At 66.1% G+C, this 21,860-nt stretch carries 14 protein-coding genes and 1 pseudogene; 8 read left to right on the plus strand and 7 right to left on the minus strand.

The genetic code is table 11. The features are described from left to right. Nucleotides 1–127: 127 nt before the first annotated feature. The 5 genes from J8F10_RS17945 (at nucleotide 128) to J8F10_RS17965 (ending at nucleotide 11,388) form a co-directional block, all read left to right on the plus strand. The gene (locus tag J8F10_RS17945) at nucleotides 128–436 is read left to right on the plus strand and encodes an ArsR/SmtB family transcription factor (protein WP_210655940.1); all 309 of its coding nucleotides are present in this window, start codon (nucleotides 128–130) and stop codon (nucleotides 434–436) included. A 1,324-nt stretch (nucleotides 437–1,760) separates the two neighbouring features. Then, nucleotides 1,761–5,384, plus strand: coding sequence for a serine/threonine-protein kinase (locus J8F10_RS17950; protein ID WP_210655942.1), 3,624 nt, complete (start codon nucleotides 1,761–1,763; stop codon nucleotides 5,382–5,384). Nucleotides 5,385–5,565: 181 nt separating this feature from the next. Then, nucleotides 5,566–8,868, plus strand: a complete 3,303-nt coding sequence (locus J8F10_RS17955) for a sigma-70 family RNA polymerase sigma factor (protein ID WP_210655945.1) — start codon at nucleotides 5,566–5,568, stop codon at nucleotides 8,866–8,868. Between the two features lie 160 nt (nucleotides 8,869–9,028). After that, the gene (locus J8F10_RS17960; protein ID WP_210655947.1) at nucleotides 9,029–9,442 is read left to right on the plus strand and encodes a YkgJ family cysteine cluster protein; all 414 of its coding nucleotides are present in this window, start codon (nucleotides 9,029–9,031) and stop codon (nucleotides 9,440–9,442) included. Between the two features lie 326 nt (nucleotides 9,443–9,768). After that, nucleotides 9,769–11,388, plus strand: a complete 1,620-nt coding sequence (locus tag J8F10_RS17965; RefSeq protein WP_210655949.1) for a S53 family peptidase — start codon at nucleotides 9,769–9,771, stop codon at nucleotides 11,386–11,388. Between the two features lie 226 nt (nucleotides 11,389–11,614). Here J8F10_RS17965 and J8F10_RS17970 read toward each other — a convergent pair whose 3' ends face one another. Continuing rightward, nucleotides 11,615–11,848: a hypothetical protein gene (locus tag J8F10_RS17970; protein ID WP_210655950.1), complete on the minus strand. Its 234-nt coding sequence runs from the start codon at nucleotides 11,846–11,848 to the stop codon at nucleotides 11,615–11,617. Nucleotides 11,849–12,486: 638 nt separating this feature from the next. Between J8F10_RS17970 and J8F10_RS17975 the strand changes: the two genes are divergently transcribed. Then, nucleotides 12,487–13,920, plus strand: a complete 1,434-nt coding sequence (locus J8F10_RS17975; RefSeq protein ID WP_210655953.1) for a hypothetical protein — start codon at nucleotides 12,487–12,489, stop codon at nucleotides 13,918–13,920. 54 nt (nucleotides 13,921–13,974) lie between these two features. Here J8F10_RS17975 and J8F10_RS39040 read toward each other — a convergent pair whose 3' ends face one another. Then, on the minus strand, nucleotides 13,975–15,144 hold the full coding sequence (locus J8F10_RS39040) for a transposase (RefSeq protein WP_246523415.1): 1,170 nt from the start codon (nucleotides 15,142–15,144) through the stop codon (nucleotides 13,975–13,977). A gap of 185 nt (nucleotides 15,145–15,329) precedes the next feature. Then, nucleotides 15,330–17,180 (minus strand): sigma-70 family RNA polymerase sigma factor, encoded by a 1,851-nt coding sequence (locus J8F10_RS17990; protein ID WP_210655955.1) that lies wholly within the window; start codon nucleotides 17,178–17,180, stop codon nucleotides 15,330–15,332. 309 nt (nucleotides 17,181–17,489) lie between these two features. Here J8F10_RS17990 and J8F10_RS17995 point away from each other — a divergent pair, with 309 nt between their 5' ends. Continuing rightward, nucleotides 17,490–17,966 carry a response regulator gene (locus tag J8F10_RS17995; protein WP_210655957.1) on the plus strand — a complete coding sequence of 159 codons (477 nt, stop codon included), beginning with the start codon at nucleotides 17,490–17,492 and terminating at the stop codon, nucleotides 17,964–17,966. A gap of 140 nt (nucleotides 17,967–18,106) precedes the next feature. Here J8F10_RS17995 and J8F10_RS18000 read toward each other — a convergent pair whose 3' ends face one another. The 4 genes and pseudogenes from J8F10_RS18000 to J8F10_RS40365 all read right to left on the minus strand — a co-directional run. Then, a complete protein-coding gene (locus tag J8F10_RS18000; protein ID WP_210655958.1) occupies nucleotides 18,107–19,165 on the minus strand; it encodes an FG-GAP repeat domain-containing protein in 1,059 nt (352 codons plus the stop codon). A gap of 319 nt (nucleotides 19,166–19,484) precedes the next feature. After that, entirely contained in the window at nucleotides 19,485–19,760 is a 276-nt protein-coding gene (locus J8F10_RS18005; protein ID WP_210655960.1) for a hypothetical protein, read from the minus strand. A gap of 76 nt (nucleotides 19,761–19,836) precedes the next feature. Then, nucleotides 19,837–20,472, minus strand: a complete 636-nt coding sequence (locus J8F10_RS40360) for a hypothetical protein (RefSeq protein WP_315854246.1) — start codon at nucleotides 20,470–20,472, stop codon at nucleotides 19,837–19,839. 20 nt (nucleotides 20,473–20,492) lie between these two features. Continuing rightward, a pseudogene (locus J8F10_RS40365) lies at nucleotides 20,493–21,173 on the minus strand (IS701 family transposase); the annotation flags it as partial. A 107-nt stretch (nucleotides 21,174–21,280) separates the two neighbouring features. On the opposite strand from J8F10_RS40365, the gene J8F10_RS18015 reads away from it, so the two are divergent. Further along, nucleotides 21,281–21,592: a DUF7660 family protein gene (locus J8F10_RS18015; RefSeq protein ID WP_210655962.1), complete on the plus strand. Its 312-nt coding sequence runs from the start codon at nucleotides 21,281–21,283 to the stop codon at nucleotides 21,590–21,592. Nucleotides 21,593–21,860 lie beyond the last annotated feature (268 nt).

A 21,860-nucleotide genomic window follows, 5' to 3' on the forward strand; every position in this document is an offset into this window, starting at 1 on the left:
TTCGTACAATACGTTAGTCAATTAAGTTGCTCCGCGAATCCGGCCGGGCGACACGAGCCGACCACCACCGCGAACCGGCGCCGCGACCGAACCCGCTACTCGAACCCACCAACCCGCAGGTCATCCGATGGCAAAACCCGCTACCGACCTCAAAGCGCAAGCCGACTGGATTTCGGCCGCCGGCGAACCGACGCGCCTCGCCCTCATCCGCGCGCTCGCGGCCGGCGAGAAGACCGTCACCATGCTCGCGCGCGAGTGCCGAACCGAGATGGTGAACGTGTCGCACCACCTCAGCATCCTGAAAGTGGTCGGGGTGGTGACCGCTCAGAAGGACGGGCGGTTCATGCTGTACAGTCTGGTCGGGGCCACCGCGACCGGGGCCGCGCTGGAACTCGTCCACCCGTCCGGGGCCAAAGTGACCATACCACTGGGCTGAGCGCGAACGGGTCGTCGGTCCGCGCGATCGACGCACACCGACCTCGGAATCCACGCCCCGCCGAACCGACGTGCGCACGATCAGGCGCCCCGTGCGCACGTCGGTTCGGCGGGATCGCGATAATAGCCGCCGCGCACGCATTCGTCAGCCGCGCGGCGGTCACCGGACCGATCGAACTGCCACCAACCCTTTCAATCCGACGACACATTTACCATCAGCGTTTCCGCGTGTAGCCACTCGCAAAGCGCTCGGCCGGTCACATCGATGTCGATAATTTCGGGCTCGGCAATGCCAACGGGGATTGACGCGCGTCCCGCTCCCAGTGCAAAGTGTTGCCGCGCCGGGGCGATTCGTCACGGTACTCACCACAACCAGCAGTACCCTTCATGTCACATAACCCCGTCGATTCCCCCTCGCAGTCGGATTTAAGTGTGATCTTCGCCTTTCTTGTCGCAGTCGCGCTGTTCATCTTTGCAATCATGCAGTTTTGCAACACCATGCCCATCGAACGGTGACACCGAAACGGTCCGCGTGCAATCGCGTCATCCGGCCCGTTAACCGTGCATCGCTCTCCCGCTTCTCCCCATCTCACTCGCCCCTGCGTTCCGCTTAATTGCACGAAGTACGCACACGGCGCAAATCTTAAACGGCTCACTGAACCAGAGACAAAAACCAAACCGCAGCCGCATCGGATTCGTATCCCCGTCGGTCTGTATTCGGAAGCGATTAACCGCGGAGGGCTGAACTCGGGTACCGAACCACGCGGGCGCGTTTCAATCAAAACAATATCGACTTGCATAACAACGTTGAAAACGGGAGGGCTTGTAAGGCGAGCCAATTTTCACCCGTAGAGTCATTTGCGGGCACCGAACGTGCTCTATGTGTCGAGCGCCCAACCGAGGTGTCACATGGTCACGAGTAAACAACAAAAGTCGGCGCGAAGTAGCGGGCTGTTCCGAGTGCGCGGGGGCGAACCGTGCCCCACCTGCGAAACGTGGTCGAGTCCCATCTGCCAAGAGGCCCAGGATCGGGCAATCGTCCGGGTGCTCGCGTGCGAAAAGTGCGGAAAGTGGCTCCACATCAGTTCCACTCCGGCAAGCGCTTCGCGAAGCTGAGCAAGGCGTTCGGTTCGCGTCTGTAAATTCTAAAATCCATCTATTTATTGTCGCTGCCGCAGGTTGCGCTCGAACTCGCGCGAGTGCGCATCCCCGTGCGCGATCACGGAACGAAGGGGGCGCCGGCTCAGCGCATTGATGGAGAACACCCGCACCGCTATCCTTCATCCCGGGCGCAACGATCCAGCGGTGTTAAGGTGAGAACTCCCATGACCGAGCGGGAGATTGTCCTTTCGGCGATCGAACGATCCGATCCCGAGAGCCGGGCCGCGTACCTCGACGAGGCGTGCGCGGGCGATGCCCCTCTGCGCGCACGTGTGGAGGCCCTGGTCCGGTCCGAGGTCGAGTCCGGGAGCTATGGCGGCGCCGACTTCACCCTGGTCCCGCTCTCCAACCCGTCCGCAACCGTCGTATCCTCGGCAGGTAGTCCCAACACGAAGGCGCTCCCGCCCTCCAACCCGTCCGCGGACACGTTGGTCTCCGCCAGGCCGTCACCGGCGCCCCGGAGGGGCGAGGAGGTGGGAACGGTTATCGCGGACCGGTACACGCTCGTCGAGATGATCGGCGCGGGCGGGATGGGCAGTGTTTATCTGGCCGACCAGACCGAACCGGTCAAACGGCAGGTCGCGCTCAAGTTGATCCGGTTCGGCGCAGGTTCAAAAGAGGTGCTGGCCCGGTTCGACGCCGAGCGCCAGGCGCTGGCGCTGATGGACCACCCGAACATTGCGCGCGTCTACGACGGCGGCACCACGACCGCGGGCCAGCCGTTCTTCGTCATGGAACTGGTTCGCGGCGCGCCGGTCACCGCGTTCTGCGACCGGCACCGGCTGTCGGTCGGCGCCCGGCTCGAGTTGTTCGTCTCCGTGTGCCAGGCAGTGCAACACGCCCACCAGAAGGGGATCATCCACCGCGACCTCAAGCCCGGTAACATCCTCGTCACGGAAGTGGACGGGCGCCCGGCGCCGAAGGTGATCGACTTCGGGGTGGCCAAGGCGACTGAACTGAAGCTCACCGATCTGAGCCTCCCGGACCTCGGGGCCATCGTGGGCACCCCGGCGTACATGTCGCCCGAACAGGCCGACCCGTCCTCGGCCGATGTCGACACGCGGACCGATGTGTACGCGCTCGGGGTGGTGCTCTACGAGCTCCTGGTCGGGGCGCCGCCGATCGACGGCCGGGAACTCAAACGGGGAACGCTCCTCGAGGTGCTGCGGATCGTGCGGGAGGTCGAGCCGCCGCGCCCGAGTACGAAACTGAGCACGGCCGAGGGCATCCAGCTCATCGCGGCCAATCGCAACACCGGCCCGACCGAGCTGGCGAAGGCGCTGCGGGGCGAACTCGACTGGGTAGTGATGAAGGCGCTGGAGAAGGACCGCGCCCGGCGCTACGAGACCGTCGACGCACTGGCCCGCGACGTTCAGCGGTACCTCGCCGACGAGCCGGTCGAAGCGCGCCCCCCGAACCGGTGGTACAAGGCGCGGAAGTTCGCCCGCCGCAACCGCGGCCCCGTGTTGGCCGCCGCGCTCGTGTTCGTCGCCCTCGTTTGCGGGATCGTCGGCGCGTCCTGGGGGTTGCGCCGCGCTCTGGCCGCCGAAGAACTCGCGCACGACCGGCTGGCACAAGTCGAACGCGCGCGGGAGGAAGCCGAGAACGCATTTGCCGATTCAAAGAGCGCGCGTGCAGAAACCGAAAGAGCGCTCGCCGGCTCGGAACGCGAGAGAGAGAGAACCAAGAACGCGCTTGCCGACTCGGAACGCGCGCGCGGAGAAACCAAGAACGCGCTCGCCGACTCGGAACGCGCGCGCGGAGAAACCAAGAACGCGCTCGCCGACTCAGAACGCGCGCGCGGGGAAACCAAAAACGCGCTCGCCGACTCGGAACGCGCGCGGGCCAAGGCGGAAACCGCCCGGAAACAGGCCGCGGCCGTTTCCGACTACCTCGTGAGCGCGTTCCGCAAGCCGGACCCGGCAACAGACGGCCGGCAACTCAAGGTGGTCGACCTGCTCGATCGGGCCGCGGAGCAACTCGACGGCGACAAGAACATGGGCGCCCTCACGCGCGCCCGGCTCCGGGACGCACTCGGGCAGACGTTCTTCTCCCTCGGGCTGCCGGAGCGGGCCGTCGCGCTCCAGGAAAAAGCGCTGGCCGACTACCAGAACGAGCTCGGGCCGAACGATCCCGACACCCTCGGCGTAATGCACCGCCTGTCGTTCGGCCTGGGGCAGACGCCCCGCATCGATGACGCCATTCGCGTGGGGGAAGACCTCCTCGCGCGCCGCCGAGAGGTGCTCGGCCCGGATCACCCCGACACGCTGCTCACGATGACCCAACTGGCCGGGCGGTACTGGAGCGCCAAGCGCCTGAACGACGCGATCCGCCTCTCCGAGCAAGGGCTGGCCGGGTTGCGGAAGGTCTGGGGGCCGGAGCACCCCGAGCTCCCCAATGCGATCACGAACCTGGGGATGCTGTACCAGGCCGCGGGCCGCACGGCCGATGCGGTGAAGCTGCACGAAGAAGCCGTGGCCCTGCTGAAAATGCACAAGGGCATCGACCACGCGGACACGGTGCTGGCCCTCAACTTCCTGGGGCGGGTGTACGCGGACGCCGGGCGCACGGCCGACGCCATCGCTCTGCAGCGCGACACCGTTGCCCGGATGGAAGAAAAATTCGGCCCCGATCACCACCGGACGCTCGATGCCATGAGCAAACTGGTCCAAACGTACTATCAGTTCGGCAAAGCGCCCGACGCGCTGCCCGTCAGCACGGAGGCACTGAAACGCGCGAAAGGCGCCAAGGAACAGAACGCCGGTGCCGTACTCACGGCCATGCACGACCTGGCGATGAATTACAGCTTCCTGAACCGGCCGGAGGAGGCGCTCGCGCTACTTCAGGAAGTGGTCACCGCGGCGACGACCAAGTTGGGGGCGACCCACCACACGACCATCACCGCGACGCACGACCTCGGCGTCGCCCTGCGGCGCGCCGGCAAACCCGCCGAGGCGATCCCGGTACTCGAGCGCGCCCTCGCCGCGAGGAAGGCGGCCCGCTCCGAGGACGACACCGGTCTACAGCGGACAATTACGCAACTGGCATCGGCATACGAGGCGGTCGGGCGCGCGACGGATGCGGTTCCGCTGCTCGAACAATTGCTCGTCGTTCAGAAAGCCAAACTCGACCCGGACCACCGCGACCTGCTGGTGACGATGGCGAACCTGGGGATCGCGTATGGCTCGTCGGGGCGCACGAGCGACGCGGTACGGATGCACGAGCAGGTGGTCACCGCGTTCAAGAAGAAGTTCGGGCCGGTGAGCCCGGACACGCAAACCGTGATCCAATATCTGGGGACGTCGTACCTGAAAGACAACCAACTCGACCGGGCGGCAACAACCTACCGCGACCTACTCACCGCCACGCGCCCGCTCCTACCGGCCGACGACCCGGACCTGGCCCGGACGCTCGCCGGGTTGGGGGAAGTGTTGTTGACCGCGCAGAAGTTACCGGAGGCCGAAACGGTCTTGCGCGAGTGCCTGAAGATCCGCGAAAAGAAGTTGCCGAACGACTGGCGGACGTTCCACACGAAGTCGATGCTCGGCGCGGTCGCGGTGGGTCAGGAGCAGTTCGACGCGGCCGCACCGCTTCTCATCGGGGGGTACGAGGGGCTCAAGACACGAGCGGACAAAATCCCCGGGTCGCAGAAGGCCCTGCTCCCTGGCGCGGTGGACCGACTCATCGAGTTGTACACCGCCACGAAGCAGCCGATCGAGGTGGCCAAATGGCAAAACGAGCGGGCGAAATACCCGCCCCCGCAGGCCCCGGCCCCGCGCGAGAAGTAACCAGCCGAGTCGTATTCGTTGTGTGGGCAGTGCAAACGGGCGCAGAGGCCGGTCGATCATCCCAGCGCGACCGGCCCGGCGCCGGGCGCGAGACGGTACCCGCGAATCGAATAATTCGCGCGCCGAGGGCGGCCCCCGCGGGGTTATCTGTTCAGATAAGATGACCCGAACGGAGGCCCACATGATCGCCACCCCGCTCGCGCTGCTCCGTAACCTGCCGGACCACGCCCGCACCGCCGACGGGAAGCTCCTCCGCCGGTACGCCGAGACCGGGGACGAGTCCGCGTTCGCCGAACTCGTGCGCCGTAACGGGCCGCTCGTGCTCCGGGCGTGCCGGAACGTTCTCCGAGATCCGGCCCACGCGGACGACGCCTTCCAGGTCACCTTCCTCCTGCTCGCCCGGAACGCCGCCCGACTCGTCGAGAGCCCGTCCGTCGCCGGCTGGCTGCACACGGTCGCCGTGCGGTCGGCGGGGAAAATTCGCCGCGCTGAGGATCGGCGCCGCCGGCGCGAGCGCCCCCCGCGCGCGCCCTCCGCGGACCCGTCTCAAGAAGACACCGCCTGGGCCGAGGTGCGAGAACGCATCGATGCCGAACTCGCCCGCCTCCCGGACGAGTACCGGTTACCGCTATTACTGTGTTACGTCCAGGAACTCAGCTACGCGGACGCGGCCCAGCGCCTCGGGTGTACGCTCGGAACCCTCCGCGGGCGCCTCGAGCGCGGCCGGGAGGCCCTGCGCCGGCGCCTGGGGCGGTTCGGGTTCCCGGCCGCGCTGGTCCTCGCGGGCTCGGCCGCACCGACCGTCGGAGCGAGTTTGCGAAACGCCACTCTCGCCGCGGTCCGGTCCGCGGGATCAGCGCCCGTTCGCGCCGCGGTCGCGTGGGTGAAGTGGCTCATCGTCGCGGGAATCGCCGCGTCCGCGGTGGCGGGCATCGGGTTCGCTGCGCTCCGGGCACCGGCCGATCCACCGAAACTCGATCCGGCCCCACCGCCCGTCGCGGTCGCGCCGGCGGCGCAAACCGACGTGGTCGGTGACCCGCTCCCGCCCGGGGCGCTCGCCCGCATGGGTTCGTCTCGGTTCCACCACGGGTCAAACATTCACCGGTTGACCGTGTCCCCCGACGGCAAATGGGTCATCTCCTATGGTTCTCACACCGGGTATCGGGTGTGGGAGCTGGCGACCGGCAAGGAGCAAGTTCCGGTCGGGATGCCGGCCAACGCCCGGTTCACCGGGTCACGGGGACAGGGGCGCGACGTGGAGCAGTGGGAAGCCGCGGTCGCCCCGGCCGGGAAGCGAGTGGTCGCCGTCGTCCCGGACAAGAAGCAGCCCGTCACACGGGTTCTCGACGCGGTCACCGGCGAGGAAGTCGCGGCCGTTCCCGCGTCGCTCCGCCACGTTCTCACGCGCCCCTCCCACACATCGGACCGCGAGCCGGAACTCTCGCCGGACGGGAAGTGGATGCTGTGGACCCACACGACATTCAACAACGGTGCCAAAAAGACCGTGTACCTCGCCGATCTGACCGAGAAGAATCCGACTCCGGGCGTGTTCACCGAGATCGTCGGCCGCAGCCTGTTCGGGTTCGTGTTCTCGGACGACGGCAAGTCCGTCGTGATGCACTTTCAGGACACCTACGAGGTGTGGGATACCGACACTCGAACCGCGAAGCTGAAAGTGCCGGTCATTCCGAACGGCACTTGGGTCGGGCACGCGGTCATCTCCGCGGACGGGAAGAACCTCGCCGTCGTACAGCCGATGGCCGACAGTTTCCAGCTCTGGAACGTGGCAACCAAGAAAGAACTTGCGGTGACCGCGGAACGATCCCGCGGGCTCCTCAACGTCCGCGCCTTCTCCCCGGACGGCAAGCGGATCGCGAGTTCCAATTCGGCCGGGCCGCTCCAGGTTTGGGACGTGGCCACCGGGAAGAAGGTGCGCGACTACCCGGGCGGGCACGGGGCGTGGGGGGCCGCGTTCACCCCGGACGGCAAGCGGATCGCGGTGGCCCTCATGGACGACGTGGCCGTCCTCGACCTGGAAACCGGGAAAAAGGTCCACGACTTCGGTGGGCACGGCCGGTCCGTCGGTTTCGTGGGCTTCACCCGGGACGGGGTGCTTCTGTCCTGCGCCGAGTCCGGGCTCGTTTGGAACCCGCGTACCGGGAAGAAGATCGGTGCCTTCGCGGGTCACCCCGGAGGCGTGTACGGCGTCGCCGCCTCTCGTGACGGGCGCCTGATCGCCACGACCGGGCTCGACCAAAAGCTGCGCCTGCGGGACGCGGCCACACTCGCGGAAATCTCGGTAGCCGACACCAAGGGGCTGACCGGGTACGACGTTGAGTTCACCCCGGACGGGAAGGAATTGGCCGTCCGCGGGGACAAACCGGGCATTCGCGTGATCGACACGGCGACGGGCCAACAGGTGCGCGTGATCGCGAGCGGTGAAACCATGAACGGGCTGCAACTCACACCGGACGGCCGGCACGTGGTGTTCGTCCGGTCGAGCGACCAGTCCAAGGTCCACGTTTGGGACTGGACCACCGACAAGGAGGTGCTCGCGTTCGACGCCGGGAAGCGAACCTACAGTGCGCCGGCGCTCTCGACCGACGGGCGGTTCGTCGCGGTCGGCGGCGGGGACGGCTTCGTCCGCTTGTACGATCTGGGAACGGGGAAGCCGGTGCGCGAGTTTGATACCAATCGGCCGGGGTCCGCTGCGCACGACGAGAACTCCGTGTACGCGGTCGCGTTCTCCCCGGACGGTCGGACCCTGGCAACCGGATGTATAGACGGGAAAGTTCGGGTCTGGGAACTGGCAACCGGGGGCGAACGGTTCTCGTTGGACGGCCACCGCGGGTCCGTCCTGGCACTCGCGTACTCCCCGGACGGAACGCTCCTGGCGTCGGGTAGCAGCGACCGGTCGGTGGTCACCTGGGACGCGACCGGGGCGGCGCTCTCGACCGACCCGAAGCACCGCCCGAAAGACGCGGTCAGCGCCTGGGCGCAACTCTCCGACCGAGATGCCGCAGCGGGATTCGCGGCGGCGCGGTACCTCGCCGATCGGCCGGCGGAAGCCGTCTCGCTATTCGCAAAACACCTGCGCCCGGTTCCGGCCACGGACCCGAAGACGGTAGCCGGCTTGATCGAGAAACTGGGGAGCGAGACCTTCTCGGAACGCGAGGCGGCGGAGAAAGAGTTGGCCAAGATCGGCGAAGGGGCGGCCGATCAGCTCCGCACAGCGGCTACGGCAGCCGAGGCGCCCGAAATTCGCAAACGGCTCTCAGCGCTACTCGCGCCCCCGGGCGTGACGCGAGGGGGCGACCGGTTGCGGCTGATCCGCGCGGTCGAAGTAACCGAGAGCGCGGGGACTCCAGAAGCCAGGAAGCTCCTCGGCGAGTGGGCGCGCGGAGCGCGAGGTGCCGAACTGACCGAGTCCGCCCGAGCCGCGCAAAAGCGACTCATCGGGATCGATCCGCCGAAACCTCGGTAGTCCGATGGAACCGGGGCGGGAATCAATCGTCCATCCGCCCGAGTGTGCAAGGCAACGGGAAACGGCGAACCGGATCGCATGTTGCCGTTGTATTCTCCCGGCCGGTGCAGAAGATGAACTACCGGCCGCACCAGCCCCCAACGCGCGAAGGAGTCGCGACATGATCTCGTTGACGCTCTTCGCGCCTTCACCCCCCGCGCCCGTGTCCTGCGAGAACTGCGGCGCGTGCTGCCTGCACATGGCCAGCCCGCCCTTCGTCACCTGGAGCCCCGCGCTGATCGCCGCCGGGATGATGCGCAACGACGGAACAGATCCCAACCGCGACCACCCCGATTGGGACCGCCTCGCGACCGCCCCACCCGAGGCCAAGCGCGCGCTCGCCGAGTACCACAACCAGCTCCTCAACGGCCGCGACGCGCGCGGCGCGCTCGAATCGCCGTGCCTCTGGTTCGATCTCAAATCGAAGGGGTGCCGCTACCACGAGCACCGCCCGGAGGTGTGCCGCGCGTTCGCCATCGGGTGCGACTCGTGCCACGAGCACCGGCGCTACCGGGGTGTCGCCTCGGTCCGGTGACGAAGAATGTTGTCACCGCTGCCGGGTCTGCGGATCAGGTGCGCAATCACACCGGCCGCCCCAAAGAGCCCGGGCGCAACGAGTGGCACCGGTTCGGGTTCCGGGGTTCGGCGCGATACCCGAACCGGTGCCACTCGCCAAAAAGTTGTCTACATAAGCCCACAACAGCGCAAATTAAATTTCGAGTTTTTGTGACCGGTAGCGGTCCTCGTGTCGCTTATCGTTGTAGCCTCCGAGCCATGCCCGCTCAGCAAATTCAAAGTCCCAACTGAACGCGCCCGCGCCGCCAGCGGAGGTCCACGTCCCGCGCCCACAGAGGTTCTGCAATGACGGTTCACCAATCCCGTATGCCGGTCAGCGGTAGCGAGCGCGCGCCCCTTCACGGGGCCAAAGCGGTCGGACCGGTGCCCCGCGACGAGCGGTTCGAGGTCACCGTGCGCGTGCGCCGAAAGGCCCCACTCGACGCCACAGCCGGCGCGACCCACGCCGACCAACTCCCGTCCAAGCGCCGGTACATGACCCGAGAAGAGTACGCCACGAAAAACGGGTCCGACCCGGCGGATCTCGCAAAAATCGAGGCGTTCGCGCGGGCACACGGGCTGGTCGTCGTTGAGTCCAGCCCGGCGCGCCGGAGCGTGTTCCTGTCGGGGACCGCGGCCCAGTTCGAGGCCGCGTTCGGGACCGCGATCCAGCAGTACGAGCACGACGGCGGAACGTACCGCGGGCGCACCGGCGCGCTCATGATGCCGACCGACATGGCCGACCTCGTCGAGGGCGTTTTCGGCATCGACGACCGCCCCGCCGCGACCCCGCACTTCCAGAGAACCCGGCCCGCCGCCGGTGCCCAGCCCCGCGCCGCCGGCGCCACGTTCACGCCCCCCGAACTGGCCAAGTTGTACAACTTCCCGACCGGCCTCGACGGGTCGGGCCAGTGCATCGCCATTATCGAACTCGGGGGCGGGTTCCGCGCCGCGGACATCACGGCCTACTTCCACAAACTCGGGCTCCCCGTGCCCAACGTCAAAGCGGTCCGGGTGGACGGCGCGAGGAACCTGCCCTCGAACGCCAACAGCGACGACGGCGAGGTGATGCTCGACATCGAAGTCGCCGCGGCCGTCGCACCGAAGGCGCGCATCGCCGTCTATTTCGCGCCCAACACGACCAAGGGCTTCCTCGACGCGATCACGGCGGCGATCCACGACACGGTGAACAAGCCGTCGGTAATCTCGATCAGTTGGGGGAACCCGGAGAAGAACTGGACGAGGCAGGCAACGCGGTCGTTCGATCAGGCGTTCCAGACGGCGGCCGCACTGGGCGTGACCGTGTGCTGCGCCGCGGGTGACGCCGGGTCCGGGGACGAGAACCCGGACCAACTGGCCGCGAATCATCTCCCCCCTCCCGACGGTCTCGCCCACGCCGATTTCCCCGGTTCGAGCCCGTTCGCCCTGTGCTGCGGGGGGACGAAGTTGACGGCCGCGGGCGGAGCGATCGCGAGCGAAACGGTCTGGAACGCGGACCCGACCCGCAGCGCGACCGGGGGCGGGGTGAGCGCCGTGTTCCCGGTCCCGGCGTATCAGGCGGGAGCGAGCGTCCCGGTGTCGGTCAACCCGGGCGGGCGCGCGGGCCGCGGGGTTCCCGACGTGGCGGGCGACGCGGACCCGGCCACGGGCTACGAGGTCCGAGTGGACGGGCAGGAATTCACGATCGGCGGGACGAGTGCGGTGGCCCCGTTGTGGGCCGGGCTGATCGCGCTGGTGAACCAGAGGCTCGGGCACCCGGTCGGGTTCCTGAACCCGATGCTCTACGGCTCGCTCGTCGGCTCGGGCGCGTTTCGTGACGTGACCTCGGGCAACAACGGGGCGTACACGGCGCGGGCGGGGTGGGATGCGTGTACCGGGTGGGGCACGCCCAACGGGACCGCTCTGCTCCAGAAGCTCATGGGCTGAGCGGGGGCGCGAGCGGAACGACACGCCCCGCCGCCGCGCGGTGCGATGGGCGGGGGCGGCGAATATCAGCGGGGAATACACGAGCCCCGGAACGTCCGGGGCTCTGCCGCGAATAGCCCTTACCGTTCTCAGTGCATCTGCCGCCGGTGCTGCGCCGCTCCCGATTCGAGTTGATCCCTGCTCGGGTTGCCGGGGGGGGATAAGGCGCGGGGCCGATTTGCCGCCATCATTCGACCTGTTCGAGCCAGTACCGGGCGATCTGACTCAGGCGCTCGAACTCGGGCTCGGTGAGCGGATGGAACCGCCCACCTCGATCCTGAAAATCATCCGGTGCCCGGACGAGTAACAACCCACTCGCCTCGTCGAAGAAGTGGACGTGCGCCCGTGCCGCTTCTTCGGCCCAGCGCTCGCGCGGGCTCCCGGGTGGTCGTACTTGGTATTCGGCCACAAACACGGTCATCGCTCGGTACCCACGTTGCTGAGGCGATCTATTGAGTTTCGCACGCCCGGCTCACGTGTTAAAGAGCCCGTGCGAGTGTTTTTCACGGATCGATGGTCCCAATTGATCGGTCCGGACTCGCGCCGAGATCGCGCCCCGTTCAACTGGTCGCCCGGTGCTCATCGGCCGGGCTCACTCCGCTTCACGGCATACAGCCATGTGAAGCGGAGTGAGCTAATGGAATATACCCTCGGCCTATAAAACCCGCAGTTTGCCCGACTGTGCTCGAGGAGCACGTCTGGGCGTTCTCAAAAGCTCTTGGTGATGCACACCGTGCGCCGAAGTCTGCGGTGATCGAAATACGTTCCAACACGTCGAGTCACCTCAATTGTGAATCTTAACCGCTCCGCGTGTTGAGGGTGCGGAACAGCCATTGATGGTAACGCGGAAGCCGACAGCGAGTCGACCGGGCACGGAGGCGCATTTTAGATTCGGGATCGTCGCGGTCCATCAGTGTTGTGATTCGCGTGTACGTTGGATACAGTCTTCGGGGTAACCTCTGCGTGCGAGCGGCCCGCTCGCCACCCGCGGCCCGGTTCGGTCTTTACCCGCCACAGCCCCCCTCCCCGCCCGCCCTCGCCCGTTAAGGTACAAGTCCTATGCCCACCGCACTGATCGCGTTCCTCGCGCTCGCCGCGCCACCCACACCGATCGACATCGGTGACCGCAAACAGCTCTTCATTGACGACAGGTTCATCGCCGAGCGCGACCGCGTCGAACTCCGGGTCAACCCGCCTCAAAAACTCGGAGCGCTCCGGGACGAGAAGGACCAGCTCCTGAAGGGGCACATCAGTCGCGTAATTGACGACGGTGGAAAGGTGCGCCTGTACCTCGGGGCCAAAGACGTGCAGGTGCTCGAAAGCGACGACGGGCTGAAGTTCCGCCGCACCGGGACCAAGCTCCCCGGGGGCTGGTTCCCGACGGTCTTTCTCGACCCGCACGAGACCGACCCGGCGAAGAAGTACAAACTGTTCCACCTCGAGTTCAGCGAGCCGTTCGACCCGGCCAAACACGGCGTGTACGCGAGCTACTCGGCCGACGGTGTGACGTTCACCAAGGTCGGGCGCGTGTTCCCGTTCTTCACCGACAACCCGGCCATCGTCCACTGGGACGAGCGCATCAAGAAGTACGTGATCTACACCCGCGCGTTCGACTACGATTCGGAGAACCAGCGCCGGATCGGGCGCATCGAAACGGACGACCCGCTCAAGCCGTGGCCGTATCAGAAGACCGCCAAGCACCGCACGTTCCCGTCGATCGAGAACATCCCGGTCGTGTACTCCGCCGACAAGGAAGACGACCCGCACTCGGACGTCTACTACAACGCGGCCGGGGCGTACCCGTGGGCCGACGACGTGTACCTCATGTTCCCCTCCCACTTTCGGCACTTCTCGCCCCAGCGGAACCCGTTCATCCGCCCCCGGGTCAAGGGCCAGTGGGAGGACTACGGGATGCTCGAGGTGCAAATGGGTGTCAGCCGCGACGGGGTGAAGTGGGCGCGGCCCGAGCGGAGCGCGTACATCCCGAACGGGTTGGCAGATGAGTGGGACCGGTGGTACACGGTCGCGGCCCCCGGCTTCGTTCGGCGGGGCAGTTCGATCTACCAGTATTACTACTCCTCCGGCCGCCTGCACGATTCGGCGATCCTGCGCCCCGAGTACGACAAGGTCGCGAAGCAGGAGGGCGGTGTGGGGGTCGTCAAGCAGCGGCTGGACGGGTTCGTCTCGGCCGACGCGGACCACCGCGGCGGGTGGCTGACCACCCCATCGGTCGTGTTTAGGGGCAACCGGCTGCGGCTAAACATCGACACCGGATCGGCGGGCACCGCGTTCGTCGAACTGCAGGAGGCCGACGGGAAGCCGATCCCCGGCTTCGCGCTCGCCGATTGCGAAGAGATCGGCGGCAACTTCATCGACCAGTGCGTGTACTGGAAGGGAAAAACGGACGTGTCGGCGCTCGCAGGCAAGCCGGTGCGAATTCACATCAAGATGAAGCGGACAAAGTTGTTCGCGTTCCAATTCACCAAGGATTAGTCTCGTTTCGAGATCCTTGTAGCGGCCATACGAGCCGCGACCGCAACAGTAGTTTCAAGGCATTGGAGCGGTTGTAAGTATTTTGTGGGGCAGCGTGATACATCGCGTGCGTGGGTATCGCGCGCGGATGCGTTGTGTGAGCCAGTCGAGCATCTCGACCAACGGGAGTTCGGGTACCCACGCATTCGGGCTCCGGTTCCGTGCGCGAGCGATCCGAAGGGTCAAGCACACCCACACCTGTCGCAACAGCAGCGCCACCCCTTCCAAGAGCAACCGGTATTCGGGGTTGGTGCTCGTGGTCCACCCGCGGGCCTGGTTCTTCTGCCGGTAACTGGTCTCGATCCCGAACCGCTCCCGGTACCGGCGCCGCCCGAGCCACGCGCGCTTCGCCTCGGACACCGCCGCCGCATCGCCCCAACCCGAGAACGCGTACACCCGCGCGTGGGATTCGCCCGGGCGGCGCCACACCAGCACCCGGGTGGACACCGACCGGCGGGCCTTCTCGGTCACCCAGTCCATGGTGGTGATGGTGCCGTGAGGTTGCGTGTAGCACTCGTTGCGTCGGTTCGTGCCGGAACCCTTCTTGCGCATCGGGACCGTGTAGCTCAGGTTCCGTTCCTGCAACAGCAACAGGGTCTCCCCGCTGTCGAACCCGGCGTCCAGAACCACCCCGCGGACCGTGAGCCCACGGGCCGCCACCTGGTCCAGAAGGGTCTGCACCTGCTGGTGCGGCTTGGCTCCTTTCGTCACACTCATCAGCCCCACGGTGTACCGCCGGTGCTTGTGGATCAGGACCCCGGTGGCGTACGCGTGGAAGAACGAGGTGCCGGCCTTCTTGGGTCCGCCGATGATCCCCGGGGTGCCGCGGTCCCCGTAAAAGGGGACGTAGTGCACGTCGATGGCGCACGTCCACCGGCGATTCCGGTCCCGACGGGTGAACGTCGCCACGTGGTGGAGTGCATCGACCAACCGGGCCGTCAGTTGGTCTCGGGAACCGAGGCTCGCGCGAACCCCCTGCCGAGCGGTCTCGTGCGAGAATCCGAAGTACCGGGTGACCACCGCGAACAGGGTCCGGGTGGTGCCCGCGATCAGCAGCACCAGATCAACCAACTGTGTGCCCGTGATCGACTGCTTGTAGTCGGGCCAACCGAGTGCCCGGGCCAACGTTCGCCGGGCCAACACATGGATCACCGCCGGGGTGATCGTAGAATAACCACGTCGCATGGGAGCTTCCCGTTCAAGTGCCTGAGAACCTTGAACTTAGGAACTCCCATGCGGCACTGCCAAGCCCCTTGAAACTACTGGCAAGGGAGCGGAAACGATTTCCACTCCCTTGCGGTCGCGCCCTGCTACAAGGAAACCGAAACGGGACTAAAATCCGCGCCCCTGACATCCCTTTCGGGACGCGGTCATTTCCAGTCGAACCCGACCAACCAACTCCCTTGGGCCGTGTGGATCTCCTTCGCGTTCTTCCCGTCCGGGTCCGCGATCATCACCCGGTACGGGTTCTGATCCGCTCGGGCTCCCGGGGGTCGAGGGAGGCGCTTGGTCTCGACGTAGGCGATCTTCCGGCCGTCGGGCGACCACGCCAGCCCGCACACGGCCCACTCGGGGTTTTCGCCCAGTTCCTTCACCACCGTTTGTTTCTTCGTCGCCAGGTCGATCACCACGACGTTGTTGCACTTGAAGTCGTCGATGTTAAAGGCCCCGTTTCCGAGTGCCGTGTGCGTGCCGTATTGCAGCACCTTGCACAGCACACGCTTGCCGTCCGGCGAGAACTTGGGCGTCGGACTGTAAATGCTCTGGTTGAGTTCAAACAGCGGGGCCGGCTTTTCTGTTCCGATGGTCCACAGGTGGGCGTGCTGGTGCCACTTCTCCGCGCCCATCTTCCACTCGTCCACCACGGCCGTCTTGCCGTCGGGTCCGATAGCGCGGACGACGAAGTCCGCGGGAACTTTCAGCGACGTGCGCTTATCGGTTGCCGGGTCGTACACCCAGTTCTCCAGTTTCTCACTCGCCACCCCGTCCGCACCGATCTCGTACCCGCGCAGGTGCAGCGTCTTTCCGTCACCGAGCCAGTTGAACCCGTTCAGTTGGACCGAGTCGAGCGACTTCGTCTCCTTCTTCCCTCCCAGATCCAGGATCTTCAGGTTCGTGCGGTACCTATTGACGACCGCTCCCGCCGGCACCGCCCCGGGCTTCCGTTCGTACTCGGCCCCCTGCATCTCGAACGCGACCCTGGTACCGTCCGGCGACAGGTTGGCGTTCCCACTGCCGACACCGAACTGGACGTTCGGGATCGGGTCCGGGGACTCGAGTTCGGTCCCGTCCGGCTTCAGCAGCAGCGGCTTCTCGTCCACCCAGATCAGAATCGTGCCCTCTCGCACCGCTTTCGGTTTCGGAACCGGAGCGGCACGGACGACCGGAAGGGCCGGGCGCGGCGGTTCGCTCGTTTCCCCGCGGTACGCCGTCAATGCGACGCCGATCAGCGCCAGCGCCGCCATCGCCGTGGCCGTCAACAATTTGAGTTTGCTCAGGAACATAGTTCGGATCGCTCCATCCGCGAGTGCGGACACGGGTTCGGATACGGTCGGGAACACCGGCGGAGCGGCCGCCGTTCGGCCACCCAGAGCCACCGCGATCCCACCAGTGCCCAGCGCCACGCCCCGGGACCGGAGGCGCTGGGCCAGTTGCCGCCGGGCCGCACCCAGCCGGCTGCTCAACGTGCCCTCAACGATCCCCAGGCGCTGGGCCGCGTCGCGCCGGCTCAGCCCGTCGAGTTCACACAGCACGACCGCGGCCCGCAGCTTGTCCGGGAGCCGCGCGATCTCCTCGTCGAGCACCCGCACCACGTCCGGATCGGGCGACTCGGGGGCCTCGGGCATGGCACGATCGGGAACTGTTGCTCCCAAAGATTCCCAGCGCCGGCGCCGTTCGACCATTGCTCGTGCCCGAAGTGAGGTGTGAACGGCCACCCCGTGCAACCACGCGCCGACGGCCGCGGGCGGGCGGATCGCGGTCGGTTTGCGCACCAAAACCAGGAACACGGCTTGGAAGGCGTCCTCGGAACACTCGCGGTGCCCGACCACGCGCCGGCACACGCCCCACACCATCGGGGCGAACCGGCGCACCAATTCGGCGAACGCGCCCTCGGAACCGGTCGCGGCGAACTCACGAACCAGTTCAGCGTCCGTGCGAACGTCGCGGGCCGCTCCCCAGCGCGTGCGGGTGAGGAACCCGGTTACTGCCGTTGTCGTCATCTCGGTCCCTTCCCGGGGTACATCAAAATAATCCCGTCGCTCGGCCCGCGCGTCGGTGAATTCTTTCGGGGGCCGGGTGCGAAGCCCGAGCAGTGACGACACGTCGTCACTGTGGCATCGCGACTCGCGAATCGTGCGGCGTCGGCGAACGTGTGATTTGTCGGGCACAATCTCGCCGGGCACATTTTGCATCATTCCAACCGAAGCGCGATCCAAAGAAATCAAAAGGTCGAAGGAAATCACCAAGAGATGGGGCACTAGCGGCATCGCTTTTGCTATCCGTTCGATACTTTCATTCTGGAGGCCCCGATGACGAAGCACCGTGTCTTGATCGTTGATGACAACCGCGACGCGGCACTGTCCATGAGTGAGTTGCTCGTCGTGGCCGGGTTCGAGGTCGAGACCTGCTTCGACGGTCCGTCCGCTCTGAAGGCGGCTGCGACCTTTGCCCCGGAAGCGTGCCTTCTGGACATCAACATGCCCGGGATGGACGGGTACGCTCTGGCGCGTCAGATTCGCGGCCTGTTCCCGGACCGCCCGCCACTGCTGGCAACGATGACGGCTTACGGGGACTACGCGCACCTGGAGCGCGCCGTGGACGCCGGGTTCGACTTGCAGTTCACCAAACCCGCGGCCCCGACCGAGGTGATCGAGCAGATCCGCGCGGGCCTGCGAGCCGGTACCCTGTTCCCCGAGCCGGAGGTCGAAAGCAAGGAGCCAGGTTCCGCTTTGCACCGCCTGCTGAACCGGGTGACCGGCTTGTGGTCGAAACCGCGAGAAAGTTGAACCAGGAATCACGCGACGACGCATCCCCCGCGCCTACGAAAGGTGCGGAGGGTCGCGTGCGGATACGAAGATGGAACCCACCTCGGAGCCGGAAGTCGGGACTACGTGAGCGTTGAGGCGCGGGGAGTTCCGGGTGCTTACTAGCCCGGGAACACGAACCCTCCGACCGCGCCGTTCGGGAAGGTCACGATCGCTGTCGGGGTCAACCACGAGTCGCCGAAGAACCCGAACGTCTGAAACCCGTTCAATCCGCTCAGGGGCGTAATCGTTCCGGCACTCAGCGAGAAGACGGAAATCGCCCCGGTCGAGTTCTTGCCCACGGACGAGGTCAGTACGTCCGGGGCTCCGTCCCCGTTGATGTCCGCAGCCCCCAATCGCGCGTCCGTCGGGGCGCTGAACCCGGTCGATAACGTGATGCCGGGCGAGAGCGTCATCGCGGCCCCCACGGGCGCGTTGAGATCGAACTCGCTTACCAGTGACTGCCCGACAATGGGGGACACGAACAGTTGGCCCGCGGCCCCTCCAGCGATCGACACGCCACCCAAATACCCCGGAAACGGGAACATCTGCACGGCCGGGGTTACGAGCGTACCAGACCCGACCGAGCCGATGTTAAATGCGTTCGTATAGAGCCGGATGTCCGACTGGGTCGTGCCCGCGCCGGACGCGGTTGCGAGGAGCGGCAACTGACCGCTACCCGGGTCCAGAGTGGCCACGCGGATCTCCCCGAGGAAACCGGGGTACGCAAAGAAGCTCGCACGCAGGGTCGGCGCACTGCCCAGAAACGCGCCGGCCCCGTTATTAAAGTTGAACACCTTGAGGTGCCCGCTCGCGCCCGCGCCGGGCGACGTAATGACCTCCGCGAACCCGTCGCCGTTCACGTCCGCGGACGCCACGAACACGCCCCCGGCGAACCCCGGTGTTTGGCTCGCGCCTGGCACGTCCGAATACGCATAGAAGTCCGCGATCGCCACGGGGCTCGACTGAAAGCGGGCCGCGCCCCCGTCGAAGATCCGAATCTGTGACGCGCTCCCGGCCCCCACCCCCTGAGCGGTGATGATGTCGGGAACCCCGTCCCCGTTCACATCCCCGATCGCGGACCGGACCGTGCCCGTGAAGGCGCCGAAAGGGGAGAAGGTTCCACCTCCAAACGGGTTGGGGAAGAAATTGATCCCGGTGGCACCAATCACCGCGGGCACGCTCCGATCCTCCAGGGACTCGATTCGGAGTGGTGCCGCGTGGGAGCGAGTCGGAGCGGGAGCATTCGAGCTTGGGCGACGGAAGGGCCAAATCATGGTGGAACTCGTGAGTGCCAGAGTCGAGTCGCGCCCGAGCGGTGCCGCGTGCAATGGTACTGCTGCAAAGCTCGTTCCCAACGTACCCGATCTGAGGGCGATCCGGGAGTTCCTACTGGCAGTCATCGCCCTACCGAATGATCGCCGACGCCTCACGAGATGACCAAACACACTTCGTATACCGGCGAATAACGCGCCGCGCTGTGCTCAACGGCGCGAGCCGTCATTTCCACCCTCTTTTAACTTCGACACGAAATTTGCCATCCGCAAGGCGGTGAAAAACAATATCGACGTACAACCGTCTCCACTTATCACCTTCGGGAGCATTGTGGCTGGAATAGATGCGCATTTTGACCGAATCGGCGACCTCTGTTCGGTCCAACTGCATCGGAACGCCCCACCCATCAGTCCAATAACTTGCGGAGAGCTCTTTGGTTATGGGATCATCTTCTGCCGTGAACACTCGGCGCAGCGATTCCACGTCGCGCGACTTTTCCATCTCAACAGGGTCAAGGTTCTCCGCTCCGATTGCAATATTCTCAAGACTGTCTGTCCTTTCCGTGATTTCCTATGCTTCATGCGGCCAAGTTGAGCATGCGTTCCGCGGCCGCTTGCAATTCTTGCTCGGTCGCCCCGGGGCGTAGAACCGCCCGGATTTCATTTCCCAGCAGTTCCCGACGCCACGCCCGCCGCTTGTCCGCATGGCTCGGTCGTCGTGATTCATCGTCCCACGGGGATGCGGACCGGTGGCCCGCCAGTTCCTTCTCGCCTCGCGTCCAGGCCCACGCCTCCGTCATGGTGAAGGTCCACAGGCACATGTGGAACGCCCCGACGCTGGCCCGCACGAACCGCACCTGCTGCTGACCGGCGCCGACCACGTCTTTCACGTCACGGAACGTGATCTCCAGGCTGAACCTGCCCGCGACGGATTCGAGGATGTCGGCCACCGTCGCCGCCGTGTCCGTGCAGAAGAACGCGACCCATCCCTTGGGCTCGTCCACCAGGACCACCCGGATCGCGCCCCCGGCCGGGCGCCACGTGGCCACGAACGTCTTGTACTTCTTCTCGGTCGCCTTGCCGTACAGATCGAACGTCCCGGTCGCCCACCCGCGCTTCTGCCCGGCCCGCTTGGCAAGAACGATCCTCTGCTCGCCATAGATCCGGTTCGGCCCGCGCCTTTGAGGGACTCGCGGCCCCCCGGGACGGTCCACAGGGCCGAGTCCTTCCGCAGGCGACTTACTACCGTCACCGCGAGCGTCCGCATGGACTTGAGGAACGGGGCCTTGGCGTACGCCCCGTCGGCTACGACCCACACAGGTTTGCCCAGGTGCCCGAGCCACGACACCGCCCATTGCACCAACTCGGCGGCCAGTTCCAGCTTGGTACGGAACGCGGGTCGGTGCTTTGCGGCGATGCCGACAAGGTTCTTCTGGCGGACATACAACCGGGCCAGCAGCGGGAGCGCAACGATACCCCAGGACGTGTGCCGGGCGAGCAACCCGAGGACCACCCACACGTGCCCGTACACGAACGGGCCGCCGGCCGGTCCGGGCGTCGGGTTGTGATGCACCCCGGCCCCTTGCACCTTCGGCCCGTACCGCTCGGTCGGCGTGTCGTCCAAGGCCAACGTGAGCCGCGGCGCACCGACTACGAGCGGTTCCACCACCTCGTGAAGTAACCGAGCGGCAACGGAGTCGGCCCGCCTACCTGCGGCGGCGACGGTTGTGTAGCACGGTCGGTATTCGTTCGAGAGCCCGGCCGCCCGAACCCAACTGGTGACGGTCCGACGCCCCCGGGCCAAAACCGCCCCGACCAGCAGCCACGCCAGTCGCGGGGCCGAGCGCGGGTCGAGGGCCGACGCCAGACGAGAAAACCAGTGGCACGACGGGGGTAGCGGATGCGATGATGGCATGGCCGAGTCCGTCCGGGGCGGTGGGCTGGTGTGGTTACCGCCATCGTCCCGGATAGGCCGGCTCCCGGCCACTGAAACACGAGTGAGCGCACCGGTGGGAGGCGGCAATGAGCAAGGAGCCCGACGCACTCGACCCGGACGCCGTGCATGACCGCGAGTCGTTCCTGGCGTTCGTGCGTGCTTTGGTAGCGGACCGCGAGGCCGCCCTGGAAGCCGAAGCGCGGCAACCGACAGATCCCCGCGCCCTGGGGCTCACGCCTGATGCGGGTGGCTGGTACAACTTCACGATCGAGTCCTACCTGAACGCCGCGCTCGCGTGGGCCGTAGATTCCGACATGGGCACCCGCCAGGGATTGCCCGTCGAGCCGTCGTGGAAGACTTTCGCCGTTTTCCTGCTGTGCGGCAAGATCTACGAGTAGCACCCAGCCGGCTATGCCTACAGAACTGCCATGAAGGCTCGGGGCAATTGGCATCCGGTATATAGGAAATCACGGAAAGTGCAGGACTGTTACGAGTCCTGGAATTGCGGCTGTCGCCATTGTGATCCTCGCATGATGCAATTAATAAAAGCAACACGCATGGACAAGAGAATGCTATTCGCCTCATGAGAAACGCCTCAAGAATTGAGGTGCTTTCCGCTGTTCGGCTGGTAGCCGACTAATTTTGCAAGTCGCCCACGGGCGTGAT

Source organism: Gemmata palustris, assembly GCF_017939745.1.
In the GTDB taxonomy this organism is placed as follows: Bacteria; Planctomycetota; Planctomycetia; order Gemmatales; family Gemmataceae; genus Gemmata; species Gemmata palustris.

Excerpts from the sequence above, each read along its gene's own strand:
- J8F10_RS39040 (WP_246523415.1), bottom strand. The coding sequence starts at position 15,144 with ATGCGACGTGGTTATTCTACGATCACCCCGGCGGTGATCCATGTGTTG.
- J8F10_RS17970 (WP_210655950.1), bottom strand. The coding sequence starts at position 11,848 with ATGACCGTGTTTGTGGCCGAATACCAAGTACGACCACCCGGGAGCCCG.
- J8F10_RS17990 (WP_210655955.1), bottom strand. The coding sequence starts at position 17,180 with ATGACGACAACGGCAGTAACCGGGTTCCTCACCCGCACGCGCTGGGGA.
- J8F10_RS17995 (WP_210655957.1), top strand. The coding sequence starts at position 17,490 with ATGACGAAGCACCGTGTCTTGATCGTTGATGACAACCGCGACGCGGCA.
- J8F10_RS18005 (WP_210655960.1), bottom strand. The coding sequence starts at position 19,760 with ATGGAAAAGTCGCGCGACGTGGAATCGCTGCGCCGAGTGTTCACGGCA.
- J8F10_RS17960 (WP_210655947.1), top strand. The coding sequence starts at position 9,029 with ATGATCTCGTTGACGCTCTTCGCGCCTTCACCCCCCGCGCCCGTGTCC.
- J8F10_RS17975 (WP_210655953.1), top strand. The coding sequence starts at position 12,487 with ATGCCCACCGCACTGATCGCGTTCCTCGCGCTCGCCGCGCCACCCACA.
- J8F10_RS18015 (WP_210655962.1), top strand. The coding sequence starts at position 21,281 with ATGAGCAAGGAGCCCGACGCACTCGACCCGGACGCCGTGCATGACCGC.
- J8F10_RS17945 (WP_210655940.1), top strand. The coding sequence starts at position 128 with ATGGCAAAACCCGCTACCGACCTCAAAGCGCAAGCCGACTGGATTTCG.
- J8F10_RS17965 (WP_210655949.1), top strand. The coding sequence starts at position 9,769 with ATGACGGTTCACCAATCCCGTATGCCGGTCAGCGGTAGCGAGCGCGCG.
- J8F10_RS17955 (WP_210655945.1), top strand. The coding sequence starts at position 5,566 with ATGATCGCCACCCCGCTCGCGCTGCTCCGTAACCTGCCGGACCACGCC.
- J8F10_RS17950 (WP_210655942.1), top strand. The coding sequence starts at position 1,761 with ATGACCGAGCGGGAGATTGTCCTTTCGGCGATCGAACGATCCGATCCC.